20 protein-coding genes are annotated in these 18,602 nt (G+C 46.4%); 10 read left to right on the top strand and 10 right to left on the bottom strand.

The genetic code is table 11. From position 1 onward, the window contains the following. Window positions 1-28 precede the first annotated feature (28 nt). From MHI30_RS20385 to licH, 6 genes are all read left to right on the top strand, one after another. Window positions 29-136, top strand: coding sequence for a hypothetical protein (locus MHI30_RS20385; protein WP_237562629.1), 108 nt, complete (start codon window positions 29-31; stop codon window positions 134-136). A gap of 156 nt (window positions 137-292) precedes the next feature. Continuing rightward, window positions 293-2,239, top strand: coding sequence for a BglG family transcription antiterminator (locus MHI30_RS20380; protein WP_075751635.1), 1,947 nt, complete (start codon window positions 293-295; stop codon window positions 2,237-2,239). A 126-nt stretch (window positions 2,240-2,365) separates the two neighbouring features. After that, window positions 2,366-2,671 (top strand): PTS lichenan transporter subunit IIB, encoded by a 306-nt coding sequence (gene licB, locus MHI30_RS20375; protein WP_075751634.1) that lies wholly within the window; start codon window positions 2,366-2,368, stop codon window positions 2,669-2,671. Between the two features lie 14 nt (window positions 2,672-2,685). Beyond that, the gene (celB, locus tag MHI30_RS20370; protein WP_075751633.1) at window positions 2,686-4,038 is read left to right on the top strand and encodes a PTS cellobiose transporter subunit IIC; all 1,353 of its coding nucleotides are present in this window, start codon (window positions 2,686-2,688) and stop codon (window positions 4,036-4,038) included. A 15-nt stretch (window positions 4,039-4,053) separates the two neighbouring features. Then, window positions 4,054-4,383 carry a PTS lactose/cellobiose transporter subunit IIA gene (locus MHI30_RS20365; protein WP_020453402.1) on the top strand — a complete coding sequence of 110 codons (330 nt, stop codon included), beginning with the start codon at window positions 4,054-4,056 and terminating at the stop codon, window positions 4,381-4,383. Continuing rightward, on the top strand, window positions 4,383-5,711 hold the full coding sequence (licH, locus tag MHI30_RS20360; RefSeq protein WP_075751632.1) for a 6-phospho-beta-glucosidase LicH: 1,329 nt from the start codon (window positions 4,383-4,385) through the stop codon (window positions 5,709-5,711). The genes MHI30_RS20365 and licH overlap by 1 nt, the downstream gene beginning before the upstream one ends. A gap of 103 nt (window positions 5,712-5,814) precedes the next feature. On the opposite strand, the gene MHI30_RS20355 is transcribed toward licH, so the two are convergent. The 8 genes from MHI30_RS20355 to MHI30_RS20320 form a co-directional block, all read right to left on the bottom strand. Next, complete coding sequence (locus tag MHI30_RS20355; protein WP_065644419.1) at window positions 5,815-7,077, bottom strand: MFS transporter; 1,263 nt, start codon at window positions 7,075-7,077, stop codon at window positions 5,815-5,817. Window positions 7,078-7,310: 233 nt separating this feature from the next. Then, window positions 7,311-8,402 carry a branched-chain amino acid aminotransferase gene (locus MHI30_RS20350; RefSeq protein WP_075751631.1) on the bottom strand — a complete coding sequence of 364 codons (1,092 nt, stop codon included), beginning with the start codon at window positions 8,400-8,402 and terminating at the stop codon, window positions 7,311-7,313. Window positions 8,403-8,573: 171 nt separating this feature from the next. Continuing rightward, complete coding sequence (gene dltD, locus MHI30_RS20345) at window positions 8,574-9,743, bottom strand: D-alanyl-lipoteichoic acid biosynthesis protein DltD (RefSeq protein ID WP_075751630.1); 1,170 nt, start codon at window positions 9,741-9,743, stop codon at window positions 8,574-8,576. Beyond that, window positions 9,743-9,979, bottom strand: a complete 237-nt coding sequence (dltC, locus tag MHI30_RS20340) for a D-alanine--poly(phosphoribitol) ligase subunit 2 (RefSeq protein ID WP_003186284.1) — start codon at window positions 9,977-9,979, stop codon at window positions 9,743-9,745. Before dltC ends, dltD begins: the two co-directional genes overlap by 1 nt. 15 nt (window positions 9,980-9,994) lie before the next feature. Next, on the bottom strand, window positions 9,995-11,152 hold the full coding sequence (dltB, locus tag MHI30_RS20335) for a D-alanyl-lipoteichoic acid biosynthesis protein DltB (RefSeq protein ID WP_075751629.1): 1,158 nt from the start codon (window positions 11,150-11,152) through the stop codon (window positions 9,995-9,997). Next, window positions 11,149-12,657, bottom strand: a complete 1,509-nt coding sequence (gene dltA, locus MHI30_RS20330; RefSeq protein WP_071583639.1) for a D-alanine--poly(phosphoribitol) ligase subunit DltA — start codon at window positions 12,655-12,657, stop codon at window positions 11,149-11,151. The genes dltB and dltA overlap by 4 nt, the downstream gene beginning before the upstream one ends. A 14-nt stretch (window positions 12,658-12,671) precedes the next feature. Then, window positions 12,672-12,821 (bottom strand): teichoic acid D-Ala incorporation-associated protein DltX, encoded by a 150-nt coding sequence (locus MHI30_RS20325; RefSeq protein WP_003186278.1) that lies wholly within the window; start codon window positions 12,819-12,821, stop codon window positions 12,672-12,674. A gap of 242 nt (window positions 12,822-13,063) precedes the next feature. Continuing rightward, the gene (locus MHI30_RS20320; protein WP_071583652.1) at window positions 13,064-13,147 is read right to left on the bottom strand and encodes a YjcZ family sporulation protein; all 84 of its coding nucleotides are present in this window, start codon (window positions 13,145-13,147) and stop codon (window positions 13,064-13,066) included. Between the two features lie 213 nt (window positions 13,148-13,360). On the opposite strand from MHI30_RS20320, the gene MHI30_RS20315 reads away from it, so the two are divergent. Beyond that, window positions 13,361-13,999, top strand: a complete 639-nt coding sequence (locus MHI30_RS20315; protein WP_031314764.1) for a GTP pyrophosphokinase family protein — start codon at window positions 13,361-13,363, stop codon at window positions 13,997-13,999. A gap of 30 nt (window positions 14,000-14,029) precedes the next feature. On the opposite strand, the gene MHI30_RS20310 is transcribed toward MHI30_RS20315, so the two are convergent. Then, a complete protein-coding gene (locus MHI30_RS20310; protein ID WP_081379872.1) occupies window positions 14,030-14,260 on the bottom strand; it encodes a Ger(x)C family spore germination C-terminal domain-containing protein in 231 nt (76 codons plus the stop codon). 219 nt (window positions 14,261-14,479) lie between these two features. On the opposite strand from MHI30_RS20310, the gene MHI30_RS20305 reads away from it, so the two are divergent. Further along, window positions 14,480-14,665: a hypothetical protein gene (locus tag MHI30_RS20305; protein WP_075751626.1), complete on the top strand. Its 186-nt coding sequence runs from the start codon at window positions 14,480-14,482 to the stop codon at window positions 14,663-14,665. After that, on the top strand, window positions 14,666-16,027 hold the full coding sequence (locus tag MHI30_RS20300) for an MFS transporter (protein WP_016885669.1): 1,362 nt from the start codon (window positions 14,666-14,668) through the stop codon (window positions 16,025-16,027). A 223-nt stretch (window positions 16,028-16,250) separates the two neighbouring features. On the opposite strand, the gene MHI30_RS20295 is transcribed toward MHI30_RS20300, so the two are convergent. Continuing rightward, window positions 16,251-17,600 (bottom strand): M28 family peptidase, encoded by a 1,350-nt coding sequence (locus MHI30_RS20295; RefSeq protein WP_075751625.1) that lies wholly within the window; start codon window positions 17,598-17,600, stop codon window positions 16,251-16,253. A gap of 229 nt (window positions 17,601-17,829) precedes the next feature. On the opposite strand from MHI30_RS20295, the gene MHI30_RS20290 reads away from it, so the two are divergent. Then, window positions 17,830-18,588 carry an IclR family transcriptional regulator gene (locus MHI30_RS20290; RefSeq protein WP_075751624.1) on the top strand — a complete coding sequence of 253 codons (759 nt, stop codon included), beginning with the start codon at window positions 17,830-17,832 and terminating at the stop codon, window positions 18,586-18,588. Window positions 18,589-18,602 lie beyond the last annotated feature (14 nt).

Genomic DNA, 18,602 nt, shown 5'->3' with positions numbered 1-18,602 from the left:
AGTAAAAAAAACAGGAGGGAGCCAAGCTATGAAAAAAATGTTTAAAAGCGCCGTCAAATGGGCGCCTGTCATCTATCCGATCGCATGGAAAATCATCAAAAGCCGAAGAGAGAAAAAGAATCTGAAAGCCGGGTAAACCGGCTTTTTTTCTTGGAGAAAGGCCAAATTGACTTGAAAGCGCAGCCATAATAGAATTTACTTAACTATGAGACAATTTTCACAAAAAGAATGAATATACCTGAGTGTATAGTTTGGTCTCGGTTCAAGTATCTTAGTGGGAGGGTCTTTTTCTATGCTCAATGTTCGGCTTAAGCTTATCCTCGGCGAATTGATAGGAGCAGAATCACCGTTAACCAGCACATATTTGGCCAATGAGCTAAATGTAACCTCTCGGACGATCAGGTCAGATGTGAAAGAATTAGACCGGCTTCTCTCCAAAAACGGCGCTGCCGTCCAATCGATCAGAGGTGCAGGCTATCGGCTCTCCATCAAGAATGACCGCCTCTTTCGCCAGCTTCTGCAGCACACATTTCATGAAGAGCTTTCTACTCCCGTTTTTCCGAATGAGCGTATTCTCTATTTATTAAAAAGGCTTCTCTTAACTGAGGAGTATGTCAAACTTGAAGATTTAGCCGGTGAGATGTTTATCAGCAAATCGACGGTCCAAAACGATATGAGAGATGTGAAGAAAAGGCTCAAACCTTACGACATTGAACTGAAGATCAAACCGAATTACGGCTTTAAACTGAAGGGAGATGAGATGAAGCTGCGATCGTGCATCGCAGAGCACCTTTTTCCAAAGCGGGAAACGGATATTGATATTATGAATACCCGGATATCCATTCTCCCAAAAGAAGAGCTGGCTATGATCCGTCAGACGATTTTAGAAAAAATAGGCGAAGATCAAATTTCTCTTTCAGATATCGGACTAAACAACCTTCTCATCCACGTCGCCATTGCATGCAAACGCATTCGAAGCGGCAAACATGTTTCTCTTTATTCCAAAGATGTAAAGGAGATTATGAATCATAAAGAATATGAAGTGGCGAGGGCGATTGTCCGCACTCTTGAACAAAAGCTGCAAGTGGTCTTTCCGGAAAAAGAAACAGCCTACATCGCCATTCATCTGCTTGGCGCGAAAAGGACGGTAATGGCCTCCATTCGCAGCGATGCAATCGAAAACATGATGGACGAAGAGACAGACCGGCTGACGCAATTGATCATGAAAGCCATCGATCAAAAATTTACCCTCGGCATTGGGAATGACAAAGAATTAAAAATCGGTCTCGGTCTTCACCTGAAACCGGCTCTGAATCGCTGCAAATACGGTATGAATATCAGAAATCCGATGCTGGACGCAATTAAAGCCAATTATCCCCTCGCATTTGAAGCCGGGATTCAAGCTGGTGAAGTTATCAAAAAAGAGACGGGGTTTGACATTCAGGAAAGCGAAGTCGGCTATCTCGCCCTGCATATCGGCGCAGCCATGGAAAGACGAAACATGAACAGGCCCTCAAAACGCTGTATGATTGTCTGTGCGTCAGGAGCCGGAAGCGCCATGCTGCTTCAAGACAGACTGCGGGCAACATTCGGTTCAAAGCTTGAGATCCTTGGAACGGTTGATTACTACAAGCTGAATCAAATGTCGCTCCATGCACTTGATTTTGTCATCAGCACCATACCGCTGTCCGCTGATCTTCCCATTCCGGTGATTCAAGTAAACGCCATATTGGGAGGAGGGGATTTAACGAAAATAGAACAGGTGCTTGCCGAAGATGACGGAATCGCTTCGACATATACGAAAAAACAGCTCGTCTTTTTGCAGGAAAGTCTGTCTTCAAGAGAGGAGGTCCTCCGCTTTCTGTGCGGAAAAGTGATGCAATCAGGGCTTGCAGACGCGGGGCTTGAAGCCTCCGTCTTTGAACGGGAGGCCGTTGCGCCCACTTGCTTCGGCAATCTGGTTGCGATTCCGCATCCGATGACACCAAAAACCGATTCGACTTTTTGGGCGGTTTGCACGCTGCAAAAACCGATAGTCTGGGAGAATAAGAGGGTTCAATTCGTTTGCCTTCTTTGCGTGGAAAAGGACAATACAGCAAATTTGCAAGAGATGTACAAATTTTTGGGCCGTGTTTTAGATGACAGGGTCATTGTCCGGGAGCTTCTAAAATGCAAAACGTACGGGGAGTTTATGTCCGTCTTCAAAAAAAGCGGGCCGGCACATCGATATGCAAAATGAAGATGTCCCCTTGTCTTTTTTCCTCTTCGCTGAGGAAAATCATTAAGTGTATATGAAAACGGTTTCATTGTATGATGGAACTGTAAAAGAGATCATACACGATACGTAAAAGGGGGACATATGAACATGAATATCTTACTAGCTTGCGCTGCAGGAATGTCAACGAGTCTGCTTGTGACGAAAATGGAAAAAAGTGCAGAGGAACAAGGCAAAGACTATAAAATCTGGGCTGTTTCCGGAGGAGAGGTTCAGAATCATATCGATAAAGCCGACGTATTGCTTCTTGGTCCGCAAGTCCGTTACATGCTCCCGCAATTAAAAAAATTAGGAGAATTGAAAGGTGTACCCGTCGATGTCATCAATACGGTCCATTACGGAACTTGTAATGGAGCAGAAGTGTTAAAATCCGCCGAACAGCTTGCCGGCTCTTAAAGGAGGCGGCACAAGTGAATAGGTTTAATGCGTTTTTAGAGGAGAAGGTCATGCCGGTTGCCGGCAGAATTGCCGCTCAGCGCCATTTGCAGGCTCTCAGAGACGGTATTATTCTGACCATGCCATTAATCATTATCGGATCGCTGTTTCTCATTTTAGCCAATTTGCCGATTCCGGGATATCCGGAATTCATGGCAGGGATTTTTGGCGAGCAATGGGCTGAGAAATTAAGCTATCCGGTTAATGTCAGTTTTGACATTATGGCGCTGATCGCCACGTTCGGTATCGCGTACCGCCTGGCCGAGAAATACGATATTGATGCTCTGTCATCGGGCGCCATTGCCGTAGCAGCTTTTCTGCTTGCGACCCCATACCAGATTCCGTTCACACCTGAAGGCGCAACAGAGGAAATTTTAGTGTCAGGCGGCATCCCGATTTCATTAATGGGAAGCAAAGGTCTGTTTGTCGGCATGCTGATCGCGATGTTCTCGACTGAGGTTTACCGCTGGGTCGTTCAAAAGGATATTGTCGTCAAAATGCCGGACGGCGTACCGCCGGCTGTCAGCAAATCATTTATCGCTCTGATTCCGGGATTCGCCGTTATCGGCTCGATCTGGGTGGCGCGCCTTTTAATTGAAATGACGCCGTTTGATAGCCTCCATAATGTCGTCAACGTACTTTTAGGCACACCTCTGTCCATCCTTGGAGGCAGTCTCGGCGGAAGCCTTATTGCCGAAACTGTGAAAATGCTGCTGTGGTCCTGCGGTCTCCATGGAGCAAACATTGTCGGCGGAGTGATGTCGCCGATCTGGTACGGTGCGATGGACGAAAACCGTCTTGCTTTCCAAGCCGGTGAAGCGCTCCCGAACATATTTACGACGCAATTTTTTGAGATTTGGGTTAACATCGGCGGAAGCGGCGCCACTTTGGCTTTGGTCATTACGATGTTTGTCAGAGCGCGAAGCAAGCAGATGAAACAGCTCGGCAGACTAGCCATCGGTCCCGCTATTTTTAACATCAACGAACCGATTATTTTCGGGATGCCGATCGTCATGAATCCGATGCTGCTGATTCCGTTCATCGTGTCGCCGCTGTTAATGTTAACGGCAACCTATATTGGAATGAGTACAGGTCTTGTCGCAAAGCCGGCTGGGATTGCGGTGCCGTGGACAATGCCGCCCGGCTTTTCCGGATATTTAGCAACAGGAGGGAAAATTTCCGGAGCGGTCATGCAGCTGATCAATCTGTTGATCTCGTTTGTCGTATACTATCCGTTCTTTAGAATGTGGGATCAACAAAAGCTGAGAGAAGAGAGCGAACTGGAGGCCGGAACGGCCGTAAGCGACGGTCAACAGGCCAGTGTATAGAAAAGGGGTGCCAAGATGTCCGAGGAATTGGAACGAACGATATTTCAAATTATCCTTCACGGAGGAAACGGCAGGAGCTTTTGCATGGAAGCGATAGCCGAAGCCAAAAAGGGAGATTTCGCCGCTGCAAAAGAAAAGATCCGGGCAGCTGACGAAGAACTGATCAAGGCGCATCACTTTCAGACAGCTTTGATTCAAAATGAAGCGAAGGGGGCGAAAACCGAACCCTCACTTCTCATGATTCATGCCCAAGATCATTTAATGAATGCGATGACCATGAAAGATTTGGCTGCGGAGATTGTCGAGCTGTATGAAAAAATGAATGTCCACGGAGGTGTCAATTGATGAAAAAAGGATTGAAAATCGTAACAATTGGCGGAGGTTCTAGTTATACGCCCGAGCTTGTCGAGGGATTAATCAAACGACATGACGAACTTCCGGTCAGCGAGCTCTGGCTCGTCGATATACCGGAAGGAGAGGAAAAACTCAATATCGTCGGCACGCTGGCGAAGCGAATGGTCGAAAAAGCGGGCGTCCCGATCGAAGTCCATCTGACGCTCGACCGCAGGGAGGCTTTAAAAGACGCTGATTTTGTCACGACGCAATTCCGCGTCGGTTTGCTCGAAGCGAGAGCAAAAGATGAACGAATTCCATTAAAATACGGGGTGATCGGACAGGAAACAAATGGACCGGGCGGTCTTTTCAAAGGGCTCCGCACCATTCCGGTCATCCTTGAGATTGCAAAAGACATCGAAGAACTGTGCCCTGACGCGTGGCTTGTCAACTTTACCAACCCGGCAGGCATGGTGACTGAAGCGCTGCTCCGCTACTCTAATTTGAAAAAAGTCGTCGGGCTCTGCAATGTGCCGATCGGCATGAAGATGGGGGTTGCAAAAGCGCTCGATGTTGATGAAAGCCGCATAAACATTCAATTTGCCGGATTAAATCATATGGTGTTCGGACTCGACGTTTTCCTGGACGGTGTCAGCGTCAAAGACAAAGTGATCGAAGCGATGGCAGATCCCGAAAATGCGATGACGATGAAAAACATCTCCGGAGAATCGTGGGAACCTGACTTTATCCGGGGCCTCGGCCTGATTCCGTGCGGCTACCACCGCTACTACTACAAAACGCAGGAGATGCTCGAACATGAACTGGAGGCTTCAAAAACGGAAGGAACGCGTGCAGAGGTCGTTCAGCAAGTTGAAAAGGAACTGTTTGATCTGTATAAAGATCCGGAGCTGGCGATCAAACCGCCCCAGCTTGAAAAGCGCGGCGGGGCATATTACAGTGATGCCGCCTGCAACTTGATCAGCTCGATTTATAATGACAAGCACGACATTCAGCCTGTCAACACGATGAATAACGGAGCGATCGCAAGCATTCCGGATGACTCCGCAGTGGAAGTCAACTGTGTCATGACGAAAAACGGGCCGAAACCGATCGCGGTCGGAGATTTGCCTGTCACCGTGAGAGGCCTTGTCCAGCAAATCAAATCATTCGAACGCGTTGCGGCTGAAGCGGCTGTTACAGGTGATTACAACACCGCGCTTGTCGCCATGACAATCAACCCGCTCGTTCCGTCCGACAAGATTGCGAAACAAATACTGGATGAAATGCTTGAAGCGCATAAAGAGCATCTTCCGCAGTTTTTTAAATCTGTAGAAGCATAGGAATAAAATTGAGGTTCCGGTGTGTCAGCCGGAACCTTTTAATAGATATAGGCGCCGCCGTGTCCGAATGGCCCGGGCGAAACAGCGGCCGTCCCATTCATGCTTACATATTTGCGCTTGCTTCTTTTTCTTTGACCAGATCTGACTGCCGGGCTTTGGCAAGCTGAGTGAATATGAGGATGCCGATGCCCGCAATGATTTCGATGAAGCCGCCGATTGCGATCACGCTTCCCGCGCCAAGCGTTTTTGCGGCATATCCGCAGGCAATTGCCCCTAAAGGAAGCGATAGATTTGTGATCATATGGATGACTGCGAACACTTGAGGCTGGTCATCCCCTTCGACAGATGTCTGGATAATCGTGAATTCGGGGACATTGATCGAGCTGATGGCTGCTCCGAATGCAAAGGCGGCGAGAAATACGAGCGGCAGGAAAGTATTCAGTCCTGCGATAAAATAAGCCGCACCTTCAAGAATGCCTGCCGTGATGAAAAGGAGTCCGTACCTGTTGATTTTTACTTTTGCAAGGATAAAACCCAGTAAAAATGCTCCTCCTGCCGTCGTAGCCTTCAGCAGCGAGTGGATGAACGGCGTTCCGTTTAAATCCTCTGCAACATATACCGCAGAAAGGGCTTCCCATGGTGAAGCCGCCAGGTTCATGAAGATGCAATAAATCGCCAGCGGATATAATATTTTGTGGTTTTTCACCAATGTAAATCCTCTTTTTAATCTCGCAAAATATGTACCTCTTTGAGCAAGAGACTTAGATTGTGATTGATTCCGGGTGATGGTGTATTTGATGCAAAGCACGAATAGGCCCGATATGATATAAAAGATAAATGAAAAGACCAAAGTCGTTGCAGGGCCGATAAAAGTCAGCAGCACTCCGCACAATGTAACGGCTCCCAGCCTGATGATTTCTGAAGAAGACTGGAGAATCGCGTTGGCTTTTTGGATGAGATTTTCGTTCACGATCTGCGGAATCAGCGTAATCGACGCCGGGTTATAAGTCGCACCTGTTGCCGAATGGATGATCATGAGCCCTAAAACAAACCACATCGGTGAAAAGCCGTTTAAGTAGCAAATCGGTATTGTAATGACGACGGCTGCTCTTGTTAAATCCGAAAAATACATCCAGAATTTCAGGGCGCTTCTTTTGACTAAAGGCCCTGTAACCGGCGCCAAAAAGGCTTCAGGGAGGAAAGTGACGGCAAGAAGCAGGGAGGTGCCGATTGCACCTTTTCCGTCAAAAATTAAGAACCATAAAATAGAGTTGAAGGCAAAACAGTCAGCCGAGATTTTGATTAGCCTGGAGATGAAAAGGAACGTGTAATTCTTTTCCCAGACGCTCAATTTTGTTTGATCCATTGTTCAGCGTCCTTTCTTGATTTGCATGTTACATGAGAACGGATAATCTCTCCTTTCCGGTATGGTTATTGATAATTTTAACATAAAATATATAAAATGGAATCGTTTTGTGCGGGGGGATTGACTAGGCGGAATGAAAAAGAGGGGGAGCGGTGTGGAAACAGAGCCTGCCGCCGGCACATTTCGCGATAAGGGTGCAAGCCCTCTTTTTTGCAAAAGAGAGCTTAAACCGCTTAGCAAGACTGGCTGACTTTATCAACTTCAACTGTCCAGCCAAATGTGTCAGGCAAAGCGCCTTTTTGAATACCGGTAATCGTTTGGTAGAGCCTTTTGGCGATTTCGCCTGTTTGCCCGCTGTTGATCACAAGGCTTTCGTCTTTCCAGATCAGCTCGCCGACCGGGGAAATGACAGCGGCGGTTCCGGTGCCGAACGCTTCTTCAAGCAGGCCGTCTTTGTGAGCCTGAACCAGTTCATCAACTGAAATTTTCCTTTCGGTTACGGAAAGCCCCCATTGTTTTAATAGATGGATGACGGAATTTCTCGTAATGCCTTCCAAAATACTTCCGTTTAGAGCCGGAGTGATAATTTCACCGCTGATTTTGAAGAAGATGTTCATGCTGCCTACTTCTTCAATGTATTTCTTTTCAACTCCGTCAAGCCAAAGCACTTGCGAGAAGCCTTTGCTTTCCGCCACTTCCTGGGCCTTCAGGCTCGCCGCGTAGTTTCCGGCCGTCTTCGCATTGCCTGTACCGCCTGCCACAGCACGGACAAATTCGCTTTCAACAGCAATTTTCACAGGGCGGATGCCTTCTTTGTAATAAGATCCGACCGGCGATAAAATGATCAGCATTTTATACATATTGGACGGGGCGACGCCGAGGTACGGTTCCGTTGAAATAATGAACGGACGGATATAAAGGGATGTCCCCTCAGCTTGAGGAATCCACTCTTTGTCGATCTGAACCAGCTGCTTCAGCCCTTCCAGAACGGTGTCAGGATCAACCCGCGGAATGCAGAGGCGGTCGTTGGATTTATTGAGCCTCTCGAAGTTTTTTTCAGGTCTGAACAGAAGAACTCTGCCTTCGCTTGATAAATAAGCTTTTAACCCTTCAAAAACGGACTGCCCGTAGTGGTAAACCATTGCCGCCGGGTCCATTTCAATCGGCTGATAAGGAACGATTCTCGGATCGTGCCAGCCGTTTTCAGCCGTATAGTCCATGATAAACATGTGGTCGGTAAATGTCCGGCCGAATTCGAGCCGGTCAGCCTCTGGTTTTTGCTTTTTTGCTGTACTGAGCTGTACGCTGATCGTTTGTTTTGTCATATTCATTCTCCCTGCCGTTTCTAGTCTTTTTCCAAAAAATATTTATCTTCTATTTTAAACCTTCTCTTGATAATCGCAATAGATTTCAGAGAAATTTGTAAAATAGAATTTTTGGAAACTTTAAAAATTTAAATCGGACAAAAAAAGGACTCCCCATAGGGGAATCCTTTTTTATGATGACTTTTTATAAAAGGATTCGATCTCCTGATCGACGTAAACCCAGCCTTTCCAGCCAAGGTGGAGCGTATCTTTCAAGAAGTATGGATCATATTCATGATTCGTTAAATCAGCAACTTGAAAGCCTTCTTGTTCGATTTCTTTTTTAATCTTTTTATAGAAATCTGTCCGGCCTTTTTTAGGGAAGCCGGTATAGTCATAAAATTTGCCGTGGACCGGAACCGAGATGAACAGCGGTTCTGCACCGGATTCTTTCAGAACATCCATCATGAGATGGAAATCGTGGAACTCGACTGACTCGGCATAGTTCATCTTTTTATTGTGGCCTTTAAGCTTTTTCAGCTTCGGCTTCAATTTCTTATAAACGCCGTTTGAGATTTTAAACTCATTTTTGTGCGATTCTTTGGCGCCGACCTTTTCAGCCATCTGCTTTAATTCATCCCACGATTTGTTTTTTACATCCTGGGAAATGGTCCGCTTCGGTCCGTTTCCTTCAACCATGGAATAGTAGATGTCCTTTTTCTCCAGAATGCTCCGGTAAGCTTTTGCCGGCGGCGTCAGAAGAGACAGCGCCACTTTGTCTTGATCGAGCTCGGCTTTAAAAAGGGCTGAAAGCAGAGCGTCATTTGTAACTGCATGAAATTTAAGCATGCGTTTGATCATTTTTTTCTTCAGCTCGGGATCGACATTTTGATTGAACACAAGATCGTATGCCTGCAAAGCCGAGAAGTTCGGCGCAAAGTGGGCTTCGTCCGAGCCGTTTTTTTGAAACCACTGCGGAGAAATAATGAAAACGATTTTTTTGCCCTTTAATTGATCAGACTGCGCCGCAAAGTTGATTGCATGAATCAAGGACTGTGAACCGCCTTTCCCGACCAGGTAAGGCGTGAACCCTTGATTGTTTACTTTAAAATAGTTAGACGGATGAAAGGCATCTAACCGGGACAATTCCGATGATCCGTAAATCGGCAGATATTTCGGATCTTCAAGCGCTTTGCCTTGAAGATACATACCCTGGAACATCATCGGGTTTATTTCTGTAGCTGAAGTTTCGACGCGATCTTTCGGAACCAGCTTTGCCAGCCATGCATTTGGGATCGAGATCGCGGTGAAAAAAAGTAAAAATGCCAAGATGATTGGCCCGAATAAAAAACGCTTTTTCATTATCTCAACTCATTCAGCTGCTTTATGATTTGATTTGGCGTGTTCCATGCATCCCGGTCAAACTCTGTAATCGGCACTGTGATGTTAAAGTGGCTTTCGAATGCAAGCAGCAATTCCACCGTGCCGAAGGAATCGAGGATTCCCTCTTCGAAAATATCAATATCCGGATTTTCCTTTACGATATCGTCCTGACATACCTCTGCTAAAACTGAAAGTACTTCTTGATTAAAATCCATTATGAAAATCTCCTTTTAGTGTATTAGTTTCCCTGAGAAAATTAAAAATCCAAAACAAACGAAGTGGAAGGTGACCACAATTGAGACGGCTGTCGTCCACTTATTGTTCGGCCACCACTTGTGCTTCTTATTCCATTTTTCAAAGAAGTTAAAGCCGACCATGAGCAGCGCGTGATACAGCCCGTAGACGATGTACTGAAGGGCAAGGCCGTGCCAGACGCCCATCAGAAGGAACAGCAGCACATATCCGATATTGGAAACAGCCATCCGGTTTGTGATCCATTTTTTCTTCGTCATCCAAAGGACAAAGCGCATGAACACGTAGTCCCTGAACCAGAAGGAAAGCGACATATGCCAGCGGTTCCAGAAATCTTTAATATTGCGGCTGATGAACGGCTTATTAAAGTTTTCAGGGGATTTGATTCCCATGATATAGCTGACGCCGACCGCAAAAGCCGTGTAGCCGGCAAAATCAAAAAACAGATAAAGGCTGTACGCATACATGTATGCCAATCCATGTGAGATGCTGCCGGAAGTCAAAAACGGCAGTTTCATAATGACATACGTATTAATGCAATAGCCGATAATGAATTTATATAAAAAGCCGAGAAAGATTTTATTGATTCCTTTGTAAAGCAGTTCTTCGTATTGCTCCTTCGTCCATACCGTCTGATCGTCTTTTTCAAAACGGCGGTACCTGTCGATCGGCCCTGACGAGATGGTCGGAAAAAAGAGAATAAAGTAAAGCAGTCTGCTGATTGGGAGCTGCTTTTTAATGAGACCGTCGCGGGTTTCAATGATGAGCTGAACCCCTTTAAAAGTTAAATACGAGATTCCGAGAAATGTTGCCCAGTTGTCAACTGCGAAAAACGGCAGCAGCTTTGACAGTGCCAGAGGCAGGATAGAAGCTGCTGCAGCCAGACAAAATACGATGCCGCTGTTCGCTTTGAGACGGTAAGCGATATAGCCTTTGATCAGAACCATTTGCCAAAGCGTAAACAGGCACAGCATGATCAGCCCGTGCAGGCTGTTCGAAAAAATTAGCGCCAGAACCAGAACGGAAACCGCCATATTATATAAGCGGAAGCTTTTTCCGTTCAGTCCGAGAATGATGGTCGGCGCCAGTAAAATTCCTAATATAATGAAGAAAAGAAATGAACCATAGGGTGTCATACGGTTACCTCTTCTTTTAATCTCTTGCGGTCGATTTTACCGTTTGCTGTCATCGGAATCTCTTTTTGATACATGAATTTTCTCGGAATCATATATGCAGGCAGCTTGCTGCCCAAATCTTTCTTAATCGCGCTGGTTAACTGGTATTCCTTTTCGAAATCGTGTTCGGCAGGCACGATCATGGCAATCAGATACTCGATTTTCTCCTCGCGGTAGTATGGAATAACGACCGCCGACTGCACGTATCGGGACTGATTGATTTGGTATTCGATCTCTTCAAGCTCAATCCGGTAGCCATGCAGTTTGATTTGGAAATCGAGTCTTCCGAGGAAGAACAGCTGGCCGTTTTCTTTGTACCCTGCGTCACCGGTGCGATAAGCAGGGGCGCCGTTGTAAGAGAAAAACGCTTTTTCCGTCAGCGCTTTTTCGCCTAAATAGCCTTTGCTGACGCTGGCTCCGGTAATAATGATCTCGCCTTTTTCCCCGTCTTGGACGGCTTTTCCGTCTTCATCGATGATCACGATCTCGGTTTCCGGCTTTTCAGAACCGACGGGAAGAGAAGAATACTTGTTTAATACGTCGTCTGTTACTTCGATGGAAGTGACGGCAACGGTCGCTTCGGTCGGGCCGTATGTGTTAAAAACACGAGCCTTCGGAAATCTCTCTTTAAGCTGTCTGGCGACTGACGACGGAAGCGTTTCTCCGCAGAACATAAACAAGCTCAGCTCAGGAAGCAGCTCTTCAGAATAAGACGGATCCATCAAGCACATTTGGGCGAATGAAGGCGTTGATGTCCAGACGTTGACGTTGGACTGTTTCAGCGCTTCAAACAACAGTTTCGGCCGGTTAATCATATCTTTCGTAACCGTCCATAATGTGCCTCCGGACTGCAGGCACGGATAAAGGTCCATCACCGATAAATCAAAGGAAAACGGGGCTTGATTTAAGAACACTTGGCCGCTTTCCACCGGAAAGTCATTCGTGATCCAATCTGTGAAGCTCTGAAGATTGTCGGCTGAGATTTGCACGCCTTTTGGATTTCCCGTGCTTCCGGATGTGTAGATAATGTAAAAGGTATCTTCACCGCGAACCCAGCGTCCGGGATCTGTCTCCGGCACCCCGTCTCCTTCAAGAACGCCCGGTTCCACAACGGAAATGAGGGCGTCTCCCGTGTCAACAGAAGTGCCTGAGTTATTGAGTATAAGCTCGGCTTTTGAGCTGTTGATGATTTTCAGAATCCGGTCTGCCGGAATCGATACGTCAACTGGAATGTACGGATGGCCGGCTTTCACGCAAGCCAGGAAAGAAACCGCCATGACCGGTTTCATATGTCCGTAGACAATGATCGGAGAAGCCTCTGTTAATGCTTCGCTTTGAATCCGTGCGGCAAGGCGCTCAGATTGTGACCAAAGCTCTCCGTATGTCAGTTTTTCTTCTTCATTCACAAAAGCAAGGGTATCGGGTTGTGTTTGCGCGTATTTTTTAATTGTTTCTATCAGTTTCATTGTTTTTTTCTCCATTAAAAGTCATTATAAATATATGAACCTGTATTTGCTGTGTGGAATCCGTAAATTAAAAACAGCAGTACGAGAATAAGAAAGTAATAGGAAGTGTTGAGCAGCCACTTCATTGTTGTTTTTTCATACAACATTCTTAGCTTATTTAACATTGATCTTTTCCTTTCCGTTATTGAATTGCCTTAACAACAGTATAAGACGAAAATGTTGTATAAAAGTTTCATTTGTGGGAGAGTTTTATTTCTGAGCGCCGTCAGCTCAGAGCCTCCCCTATTATAAACATTTTTTGTTATTGTGGAAATAAATTCTTTTTAAATCAAAAAAAACAGGCTCATATGAAAAGCGGAGCGCCTTTCGATATGAACCTGCAGTTTGTCGGAAGTGCGTGAAGGAATTAGTACCTTACAAATGCGGAACCCACAATGATCAGCAAAATAAATAATACAACGATCAAAGCGAAGCTATTAGAGTATGGCATATTCTCACCTCCGTAAAGTGGTAATACAGAATATGAATGTTTTCTGACTTTTGAAAGGGGAATAAATTTAAAAAAGTGGAAAATGATCAACCAGGCCACTTTTTGATCTTCCGCTTTAAGTCGAAACTTTACCGTGGACGTGCACGTCTACTAACTGAAAAAACGAAATGATGTCATAAGGAGAAAAATATGATGGATATGGCGATAGATAAGATGATAGGACTGCCTGAAGCCCAGATAGAAGATTTAAGAAACCTGATGGAGGACTGGAAGAACGAACTCCTCGTCTATAAATTTGCCTTGGATCAAATGGATACGAAGTTTTCGATTATCAGCCAAGAATATAATTTAATCCACGGCCATAACCCGATTGAGCATACGAAATCAAGGGTGAAAAGCTTTGAAAGCCTGATCAACAAGCTTGTGCGGAAGGGCTGCGATATTACGACAAAGGCCGCTAAGGAGCACATCAATGATATCGCGGGTCTCAGAATCGTCTGCTCGTTTTTATCCGACATTTACAATATGGTTGAAGTGCTGAAGGAACACGAAGACATCAAGATTTTAAAAATGAAAGACTACATTAAAAATCCGAAGCCGAACGGATACAGAAGTCTCCACCTGATTGTAGAGGTGCCTGTTTACTTGACCAACCGCGTCGAGCACGCCAAGGTGGAGATTCAAATCAGGACAATCGCGATGGATTTCTGGGCGAGCCTCGAACATAAAATCTACTACAAATTGAACAATGAAGTGCCGAACCAGCTCACGGATGAGCTGAAAGAAGCGGCTGACATCGCGAATTATCTGGATGAAAAAATGCTTCATATTCGAACAAAAGCGGATCAATAGAAAGCAGCCGGGCATTTTTTAGCCCGGTTGCTATTTTTTTCTGCCGCTTGACCCGAAGTTGTCAATGTTGATATCAACATCATATGTCATATCAGCTTCGGTGAAAATCTCATCCCATTTCCTTTCCGCTTTTTCGATTCTTGCAGGTGCTGAATTCCCGAATTTCAAGATGTCCGTCCGGTATTCGCCCTGCAGTTTGCCGAGCGCGCTCTTCATCCACACTTTGACCCGATCTCCGGCAAGCCGCTCGACTTCTTTCAGCTTTTTGTTTTGGAAGTCATGGCCCGGCGATACCTTCGAGTTCTTCTTTTGTCAGCGTTCTGATAAGTTTTTTTGAACCTTTCACTATGCCAGCTCCGTCAAATACGTTTTTCAACTAAAAGAAAAAGAGGAAGAACGCTCCTTTGTATCAAAGGTTATGACTGTCATGAATCGAAAAAAGAAAACAAGAAAATGATAAGAGCACGAGGAGGTCTAAAAATGAAATCGGATATTGTAAAACTTGCGGAATGCGGTTTGCAAAACGGAGCGGCAGCGATGATGAACCGGGGGGCGCAACGGCTTGATGCTGCTTTATACGGGGCCGTCGGCAATGCTTTCGGCCGTGATGCGGGTGCGGGCGGTAAATCGGACGGAGCTGGCGAAAGGCTGCTTTACGCTAAGTAAATGGCCGGATTGAAAAAGAACCGCGCCCTGTTTTTAACAGCCGTTGCATCAGGGACGATGCTGAATCCGCTCAATTCTTCAATGATTTCTTTGGCGCTGCACAGTATCCAGCATGAGTTTCATCTTTCATTTGCAACCGTATCATGGCTGATTTCATCTTTTTATTTAGCCAGTGCGGTCGCACAGCCTGTCACGGGAAAAATCGGCGATTTAATCGGCCGGAAAAAGATGTTTTTGTCAGGGCTTGTTCTCGTTGCCGTATCGGCAATCGGCGCTCCTCTCGCACCGGCTTTTTCCGTCTTGTTGATCATGCGTTTGTTTCAATCGATTGGGAGCGGCGCCATTTACCCTTCGGGAGTGGGCCTGATCAGAAGCCACATTCATGAGAAGCAGGCGTCTGCACTCAGTGTGCTGTCCATTTTTTCTTCGGCAATGACTGCCTTTGGACCGACCGTGGGGGGATTTTTAATCGTACTCGGGGGATGGCCCGCCATCTTCCTCGTGAACTTTCCATTTATTTTGTTCAGCTTTTTGCTGGGGATGTACATGTTCCCGAAAGATGAGAAAAAAGCCGGCTTAAATGTCCGCGCCGTGATCAAGCGGCTTGATCTCACCGGAATTCTTCTGTTTGCGGGCGGAATCGTTCTCCTGCTGGCATTTCTGCTCTCATTGAGCACGGGCGAGCCCCGTTTTGCCGAGGGGATGTTCGGACTCGTCTTGCTTTTGATGTTTGTTTGGTGGGAGCTGAGAGTGAACAGTCCGTTTATTGATATCAGGCTGTTGATCGCACGCAGGACGTTAACTTCGGTCTATGCTCAATTTATTATGCTGAACATCTTTAACTACTGTTTGTTTTTTGGACTTCCGAGTTATTTTCAGGATGAAATGCACCTTTCCGTTCAAACGAGCGGTCTTTTGATGCTGTTCATGTCCGGGACGAGCGTATTGATCTCGCCTTTCGTCGGGAAATGGATTGACCGTTCAGGAGAAACGCAGCCCGTGTTAATTGGTTCTTGCTTAATGGCAGCGGGCGCTATCCTGCTCACATTGTTTTTTGTCGATGCACCGATGTTGTGGAAAGGCATCATCCTCTCTTTGCTCGGGGTCAGCTACGGCCTCGGCAATGTCGCCCTGCAGGCTGCCATGTTTACGGCAAGTCCGCCGGACATCGTCGGGACGACTTCGGGGCTTTTTCAAACATGCCGCTATCTTGGCTCGATCTTTTCGTCCGTCATTCTGGGTCTGTTGTTTGGAGAAGAAATAACCGCGGGGCATTTTCAGGATCTGGGGATGGTCATGATTGCGGTTGCCATCGGCAGCATTTTGATGAGCTTCAGATTTATCAAGCTGATGAAGGATTGAAAAATGGAGCGCGAGATGCGGCTCCATTTTTTTGCTTTCTTTTGGAGATTGGAAAAGCAAAGAGACAAAAATTAACAAATTGATATTGGTTGCTTATTGATTGTTTGATAATAAAGATAACGAATAGCTGAAAAGGTGATGATACGGAAGCGGTGGGGAGGAAAGGCGCTTTGGGTCTATGAAAAGAAGGAGGAGCAGATTTTCAATCTGCTCCTTTTTAAAATTACTGGGCAACTGAGCTGTAAGACGGTTTTCTGTTTTCCTTCTTGGTGAAGTTATACACAGCTGTTCCCGCGATTTGACCGGCTGTTTTCAGCCTGTCTTTGCTGATATGTTCAATCGTGTCGTAAGGGGTGTGGTACCAAGGCTCCAAAGCGCCTGTTCCCGGCTCTCTCCAAATAAAGTTGGCCGAGTCGATGCCGGCTTCATGGAATGGGACATGGTCGGATGATCCGCCTTGATGTAAAAATAATACGTCTTTTCCAAGGCTTAAAGAAGCGGCTTTACTTAGCTGCCAGACGAGGTTTGCCGAACCGTCGGGCGTATTGATGTACAGCTGTGAAGCATTCTCCCAGCTTGTCGCCACCATATCTAAGTTAAAGTTGGCAACGCTCCGTTTGACTTCCTGATTTGACAATGTGCTGACATAATGGCGCGAACCGAGGAGTCCGATTTCTTCGGCTCCGAATGTAATAAAGCGAATTTCTTTGTCGGCTGGCACTGTCTTCAAAATTCGGGCCAGTTCAAGGACGACTGAAGTGCCGGAGGCATTGTCATTGGCTCCCGGTGCATATGGAACGCTGTCATAATGCGAAGTCACATAAACGATGTCAGGATTTTTGACACCTTTTGCTTTGCGGACGCCGATTACGTTTTGCGATGTTTGATTTTTATGAGCTTTCAGCTTCAGGATCGCTTCTTGTTCAGAAAGCAGCTTTTCCCCGTCTTCCTTTTTGACGCCGACAACTGGAATATCGACTTTATTACCGCTGAGATTCGGAGTCAGAGGGACGAGGCTGTCGACGTTATTATAAATGATAACTCCGCTTGCGCCTGCGTCAGCAGCGTTTTTGGCCTTTTCATAGAATGTCAGCTCTCCTCTCAAAATGACGGCGATTTTTCCTTTCGCTTCTTCTGTGAAGTCGCCGGGCAAGCCGAGGCCGGCATCATAGAGAGGAGCGGCCAAGCCTTCTGCTGCAGTCGGGGCGGAACCGGCGGCAGGCCGCGCAGGCACGTTATTTCCCTGAACGGTAAGCGTTCCTTCCAGCCGGTCAGGTATGCTGAACTTTTGTGTGCTTACTTTCAGATTTGACTTTTTCATCTGTGAGGCGATAAAAGCGGCGCTCTTTTTTTCTTCTGCCGTGCCTGTCACACGCGGCCCGATCGTTTCGCTTAAATGGTAAATCGTTTGATAGGCGCGGTTCTCGTTGAATTTTTTGCTGAATTTTTCGATATCTTTTGCGATGGCTGTTTCCTGAGGGGCCGCTTGAGCTGCATTCCCCGTTCCAGCGGCGACCACGCCGCCTGCAATGATCGATAGCGCCAATCCGAACATCATCATTTTTCTCTTCATACATAAACCCCCTTGATGGTCTTGTTTTCCTGAGAAGAGATATTCGCAGCAGAACGGGTGAATCCTGCATGCTTCAGATAAATGATTCGATAGACTGGTAATTTGAAGTTTAATAAAAAAATTTTTTTGTTTGATAGGATGGTTGACGTGAGCCTTCTTTCTGTTTAGAATACGTCCGAATTATCAGGATCCTGATTTTGAATCACATATGTGAATTTTGGAGGGTGTCATGTCAGTAAAATCCGCGGTACGTGTTGTACGTATATTTGAATTGCTGTCAAATCATCCGGATGGATTAACCGTAAAGGAAATCAGCAAAGAACTTTCGCTGCCTCAGAGCAGTACATTCAATTTGGCCGCTACACTTTTGGATGAAGGTTACCTTCAGCAGGATGCTGTCAAGCGTTACAGGCTGGGGGCAAAATTGATTCAAGTTGGAACCGCTGCCATGGAGTCGATAGACATTTCATCGCAGGGCGTTCCTTTTTTAAAACAGCTGATGGACGGCGTTCAGGAAACGGTGTTTATGGCCGTTCTATCCGATGATCAGCTCGTCTACATCGCAAAAATCGATAACAACAGGTCAATCAGAACAACCGCACAGCCCGGCTCGCGCAAACCGCTTTATTGCACCGGGCTTGGCAAGGCATTTTTGGCATTCATGCCGGAGGACAAAAGGGAAGGGCTGCTCGACCGCATGGAGTTTATCCGGTTTACCGGGCATACCATCACTGCCAGAGAAGAGCTGGAAAAGCAGCTGCAGACATTTTTGGAACAGGGATATGCCGTTGACAATGAAGAAAATGAAGAAGGTTTGTTTTGTCTGGCGGCGCCTGTCCATGGTCCGGATGGCGTGATGAAGGCGGCGATCAGCACCGCCGGGCCAAAGGAGCGCATGCTCGCAAGAAAGGCCGTTATCGTTGAGCAGCTGCTTCACACAGCCGGAAAAATTACAGAAAGCATTGGCGGATATAGAAAGCCGCTTTAGCAAAGGAGAGAGTT

The sequence above is a fragment of the Bacillus sp. FSL L8-0528 genome (genome assembly GCF_038593085.1).
Lineage (GTDB): Bacteria > Bacillota > Bacilli > Bacillales > Bacillaceae > Bacillus > Bacillus paralicheniformis.
The sequence above is the reverse complement of the archived record's forward strand: the minus strand, read 5'-3'. Positions and strand labels throughout refer to the sequence as shown.

Excerpts from the sequence above, each read along its gene's own strand:
- MHI30_RS20385 (WP_237562629.1), top strand. The coding sequence starts at position 29 with ATGAAAAAAATGTTTAAAAGCGCCGTCAAATGGGCGCCTGTCATCTAT.
- MHI30_RS20380 (WP_075751635.1), top strand. The coding sequence starts at position 293 with ATGCTCAATGTTCGGCTTAAGCTTATCCTCGGCGAATTGATAGGAGCA.
- licB (WP_075751634.1), top strand. The coding sequence starts at position 2,366 with ATGAATATCTTACTAGCTTGCGCTGCAGGAATGTCAACGAGTCTGCTT.
- MHI30_RS20365 (WP_020453402.1), top strand. The coding sequence starts at position 4,054 with ATGTCCGAGGAATTGGAACGAACGATATTTCAAATTATCCTTCACGGA.
- licH (WP_075751632.1), top strand. The coding sequence starts at position 4,383 with ATGAAAAAAGGATTGAAAATCGTAACAATTGGCGGAGGTTCTAGTTAT.
- MHI30_RS20355 (WP_065644419.1), bottom strand. The coding sequence starts at position 7,077 with ATGGATCAAACAAAATTGAGCGTCTGGGAAAAGAATTACACGTTCCTT.
- MHI30_RS20350 (WP_075751631.1), bottom strand. The coding sequence starts at position 8,402 with ATGACAAAACAAACGATCAGCGTACAGCTCAGTACAGCAAAAAAGCAA.
- dltD (WP_075751630.1), bottom strand. The coding sequence starts at position 9,743 with ATGAAAAAGCGTTTTTTATTCGGGCCAATCATCTTGGCATTTTTACTT.
- dltC (WP_003186284.1), bottom strand. The coding sequence starts at position 9,979 with ATGGATTTTAATCAAGAAGTACTTTCAGTTTTAGCAGAGGTATGTCAG.
- dltB (WP_075751629.1), bottom strand. The coding sequence starts at position 11,152 with ATGACACCCTATGGTTCATTTCTTTTCTTCATTATATTAGGAATTTTA.
- dltA (WP_071583639.1), bottom strand. The coding sequence starts at position 12,657 with ATGAAACTGATAGAAACAATTAAAAAATACGCGCAAACACAACCCGAT.
- MHI30_RS20325 (WP_003186278.1), bottom strand. The coding sequence starts at position 12,821 with ATGTTAAATAAGCTAAGAATGTTGTATGAAAAAACAACAATGAAGTGG.
- MHI30_RS20320 (WP_071583652.1), bottom strand. The coding sequence starts at position 13,147 with ATGCCATACTCTAATAGCTTCGCTTTGATCGTTGTATTATTTATTTTG.
- MHI30_RS20315 (WP_031314764.1), top strand. The coding sequence starts at position 13,361 with ATGATAGGACTGCCTGAAGCCCAGATAGAAGATTTAAGAAACCTGATG.
- MHI30_RS20305 (WP_075751626.1), top strand. The coding sequence starts at position 14,480 with ATGAAATCGGATATTGTAAAACTTGCGGAATGCGGTTTGCAAAACGGA.
- MHI30_RS20300 (WP_016885669.1), top strand. The coding sequence starts at position 14,666 with ATGGCCGGATTGAAAAAGAACCGCGCCCTGTTTTTAACAGCCGTTGCA.
- MHI30_RS20295 (WP_075751625.1), bottom strand. The coding sequence starts at position 17,600 with ATGAAGAGAAAAATGATGATGTTCGGATTGGCGCTATCGATCATTGCA.
- MHI30_RS20290 (WP_075751624.1), top strand. The coding sequence starts at position 17,830 with ATGTCAGTAAAATCCGCGGTACGTGTTGTACGTATATTTGAATTGCTG.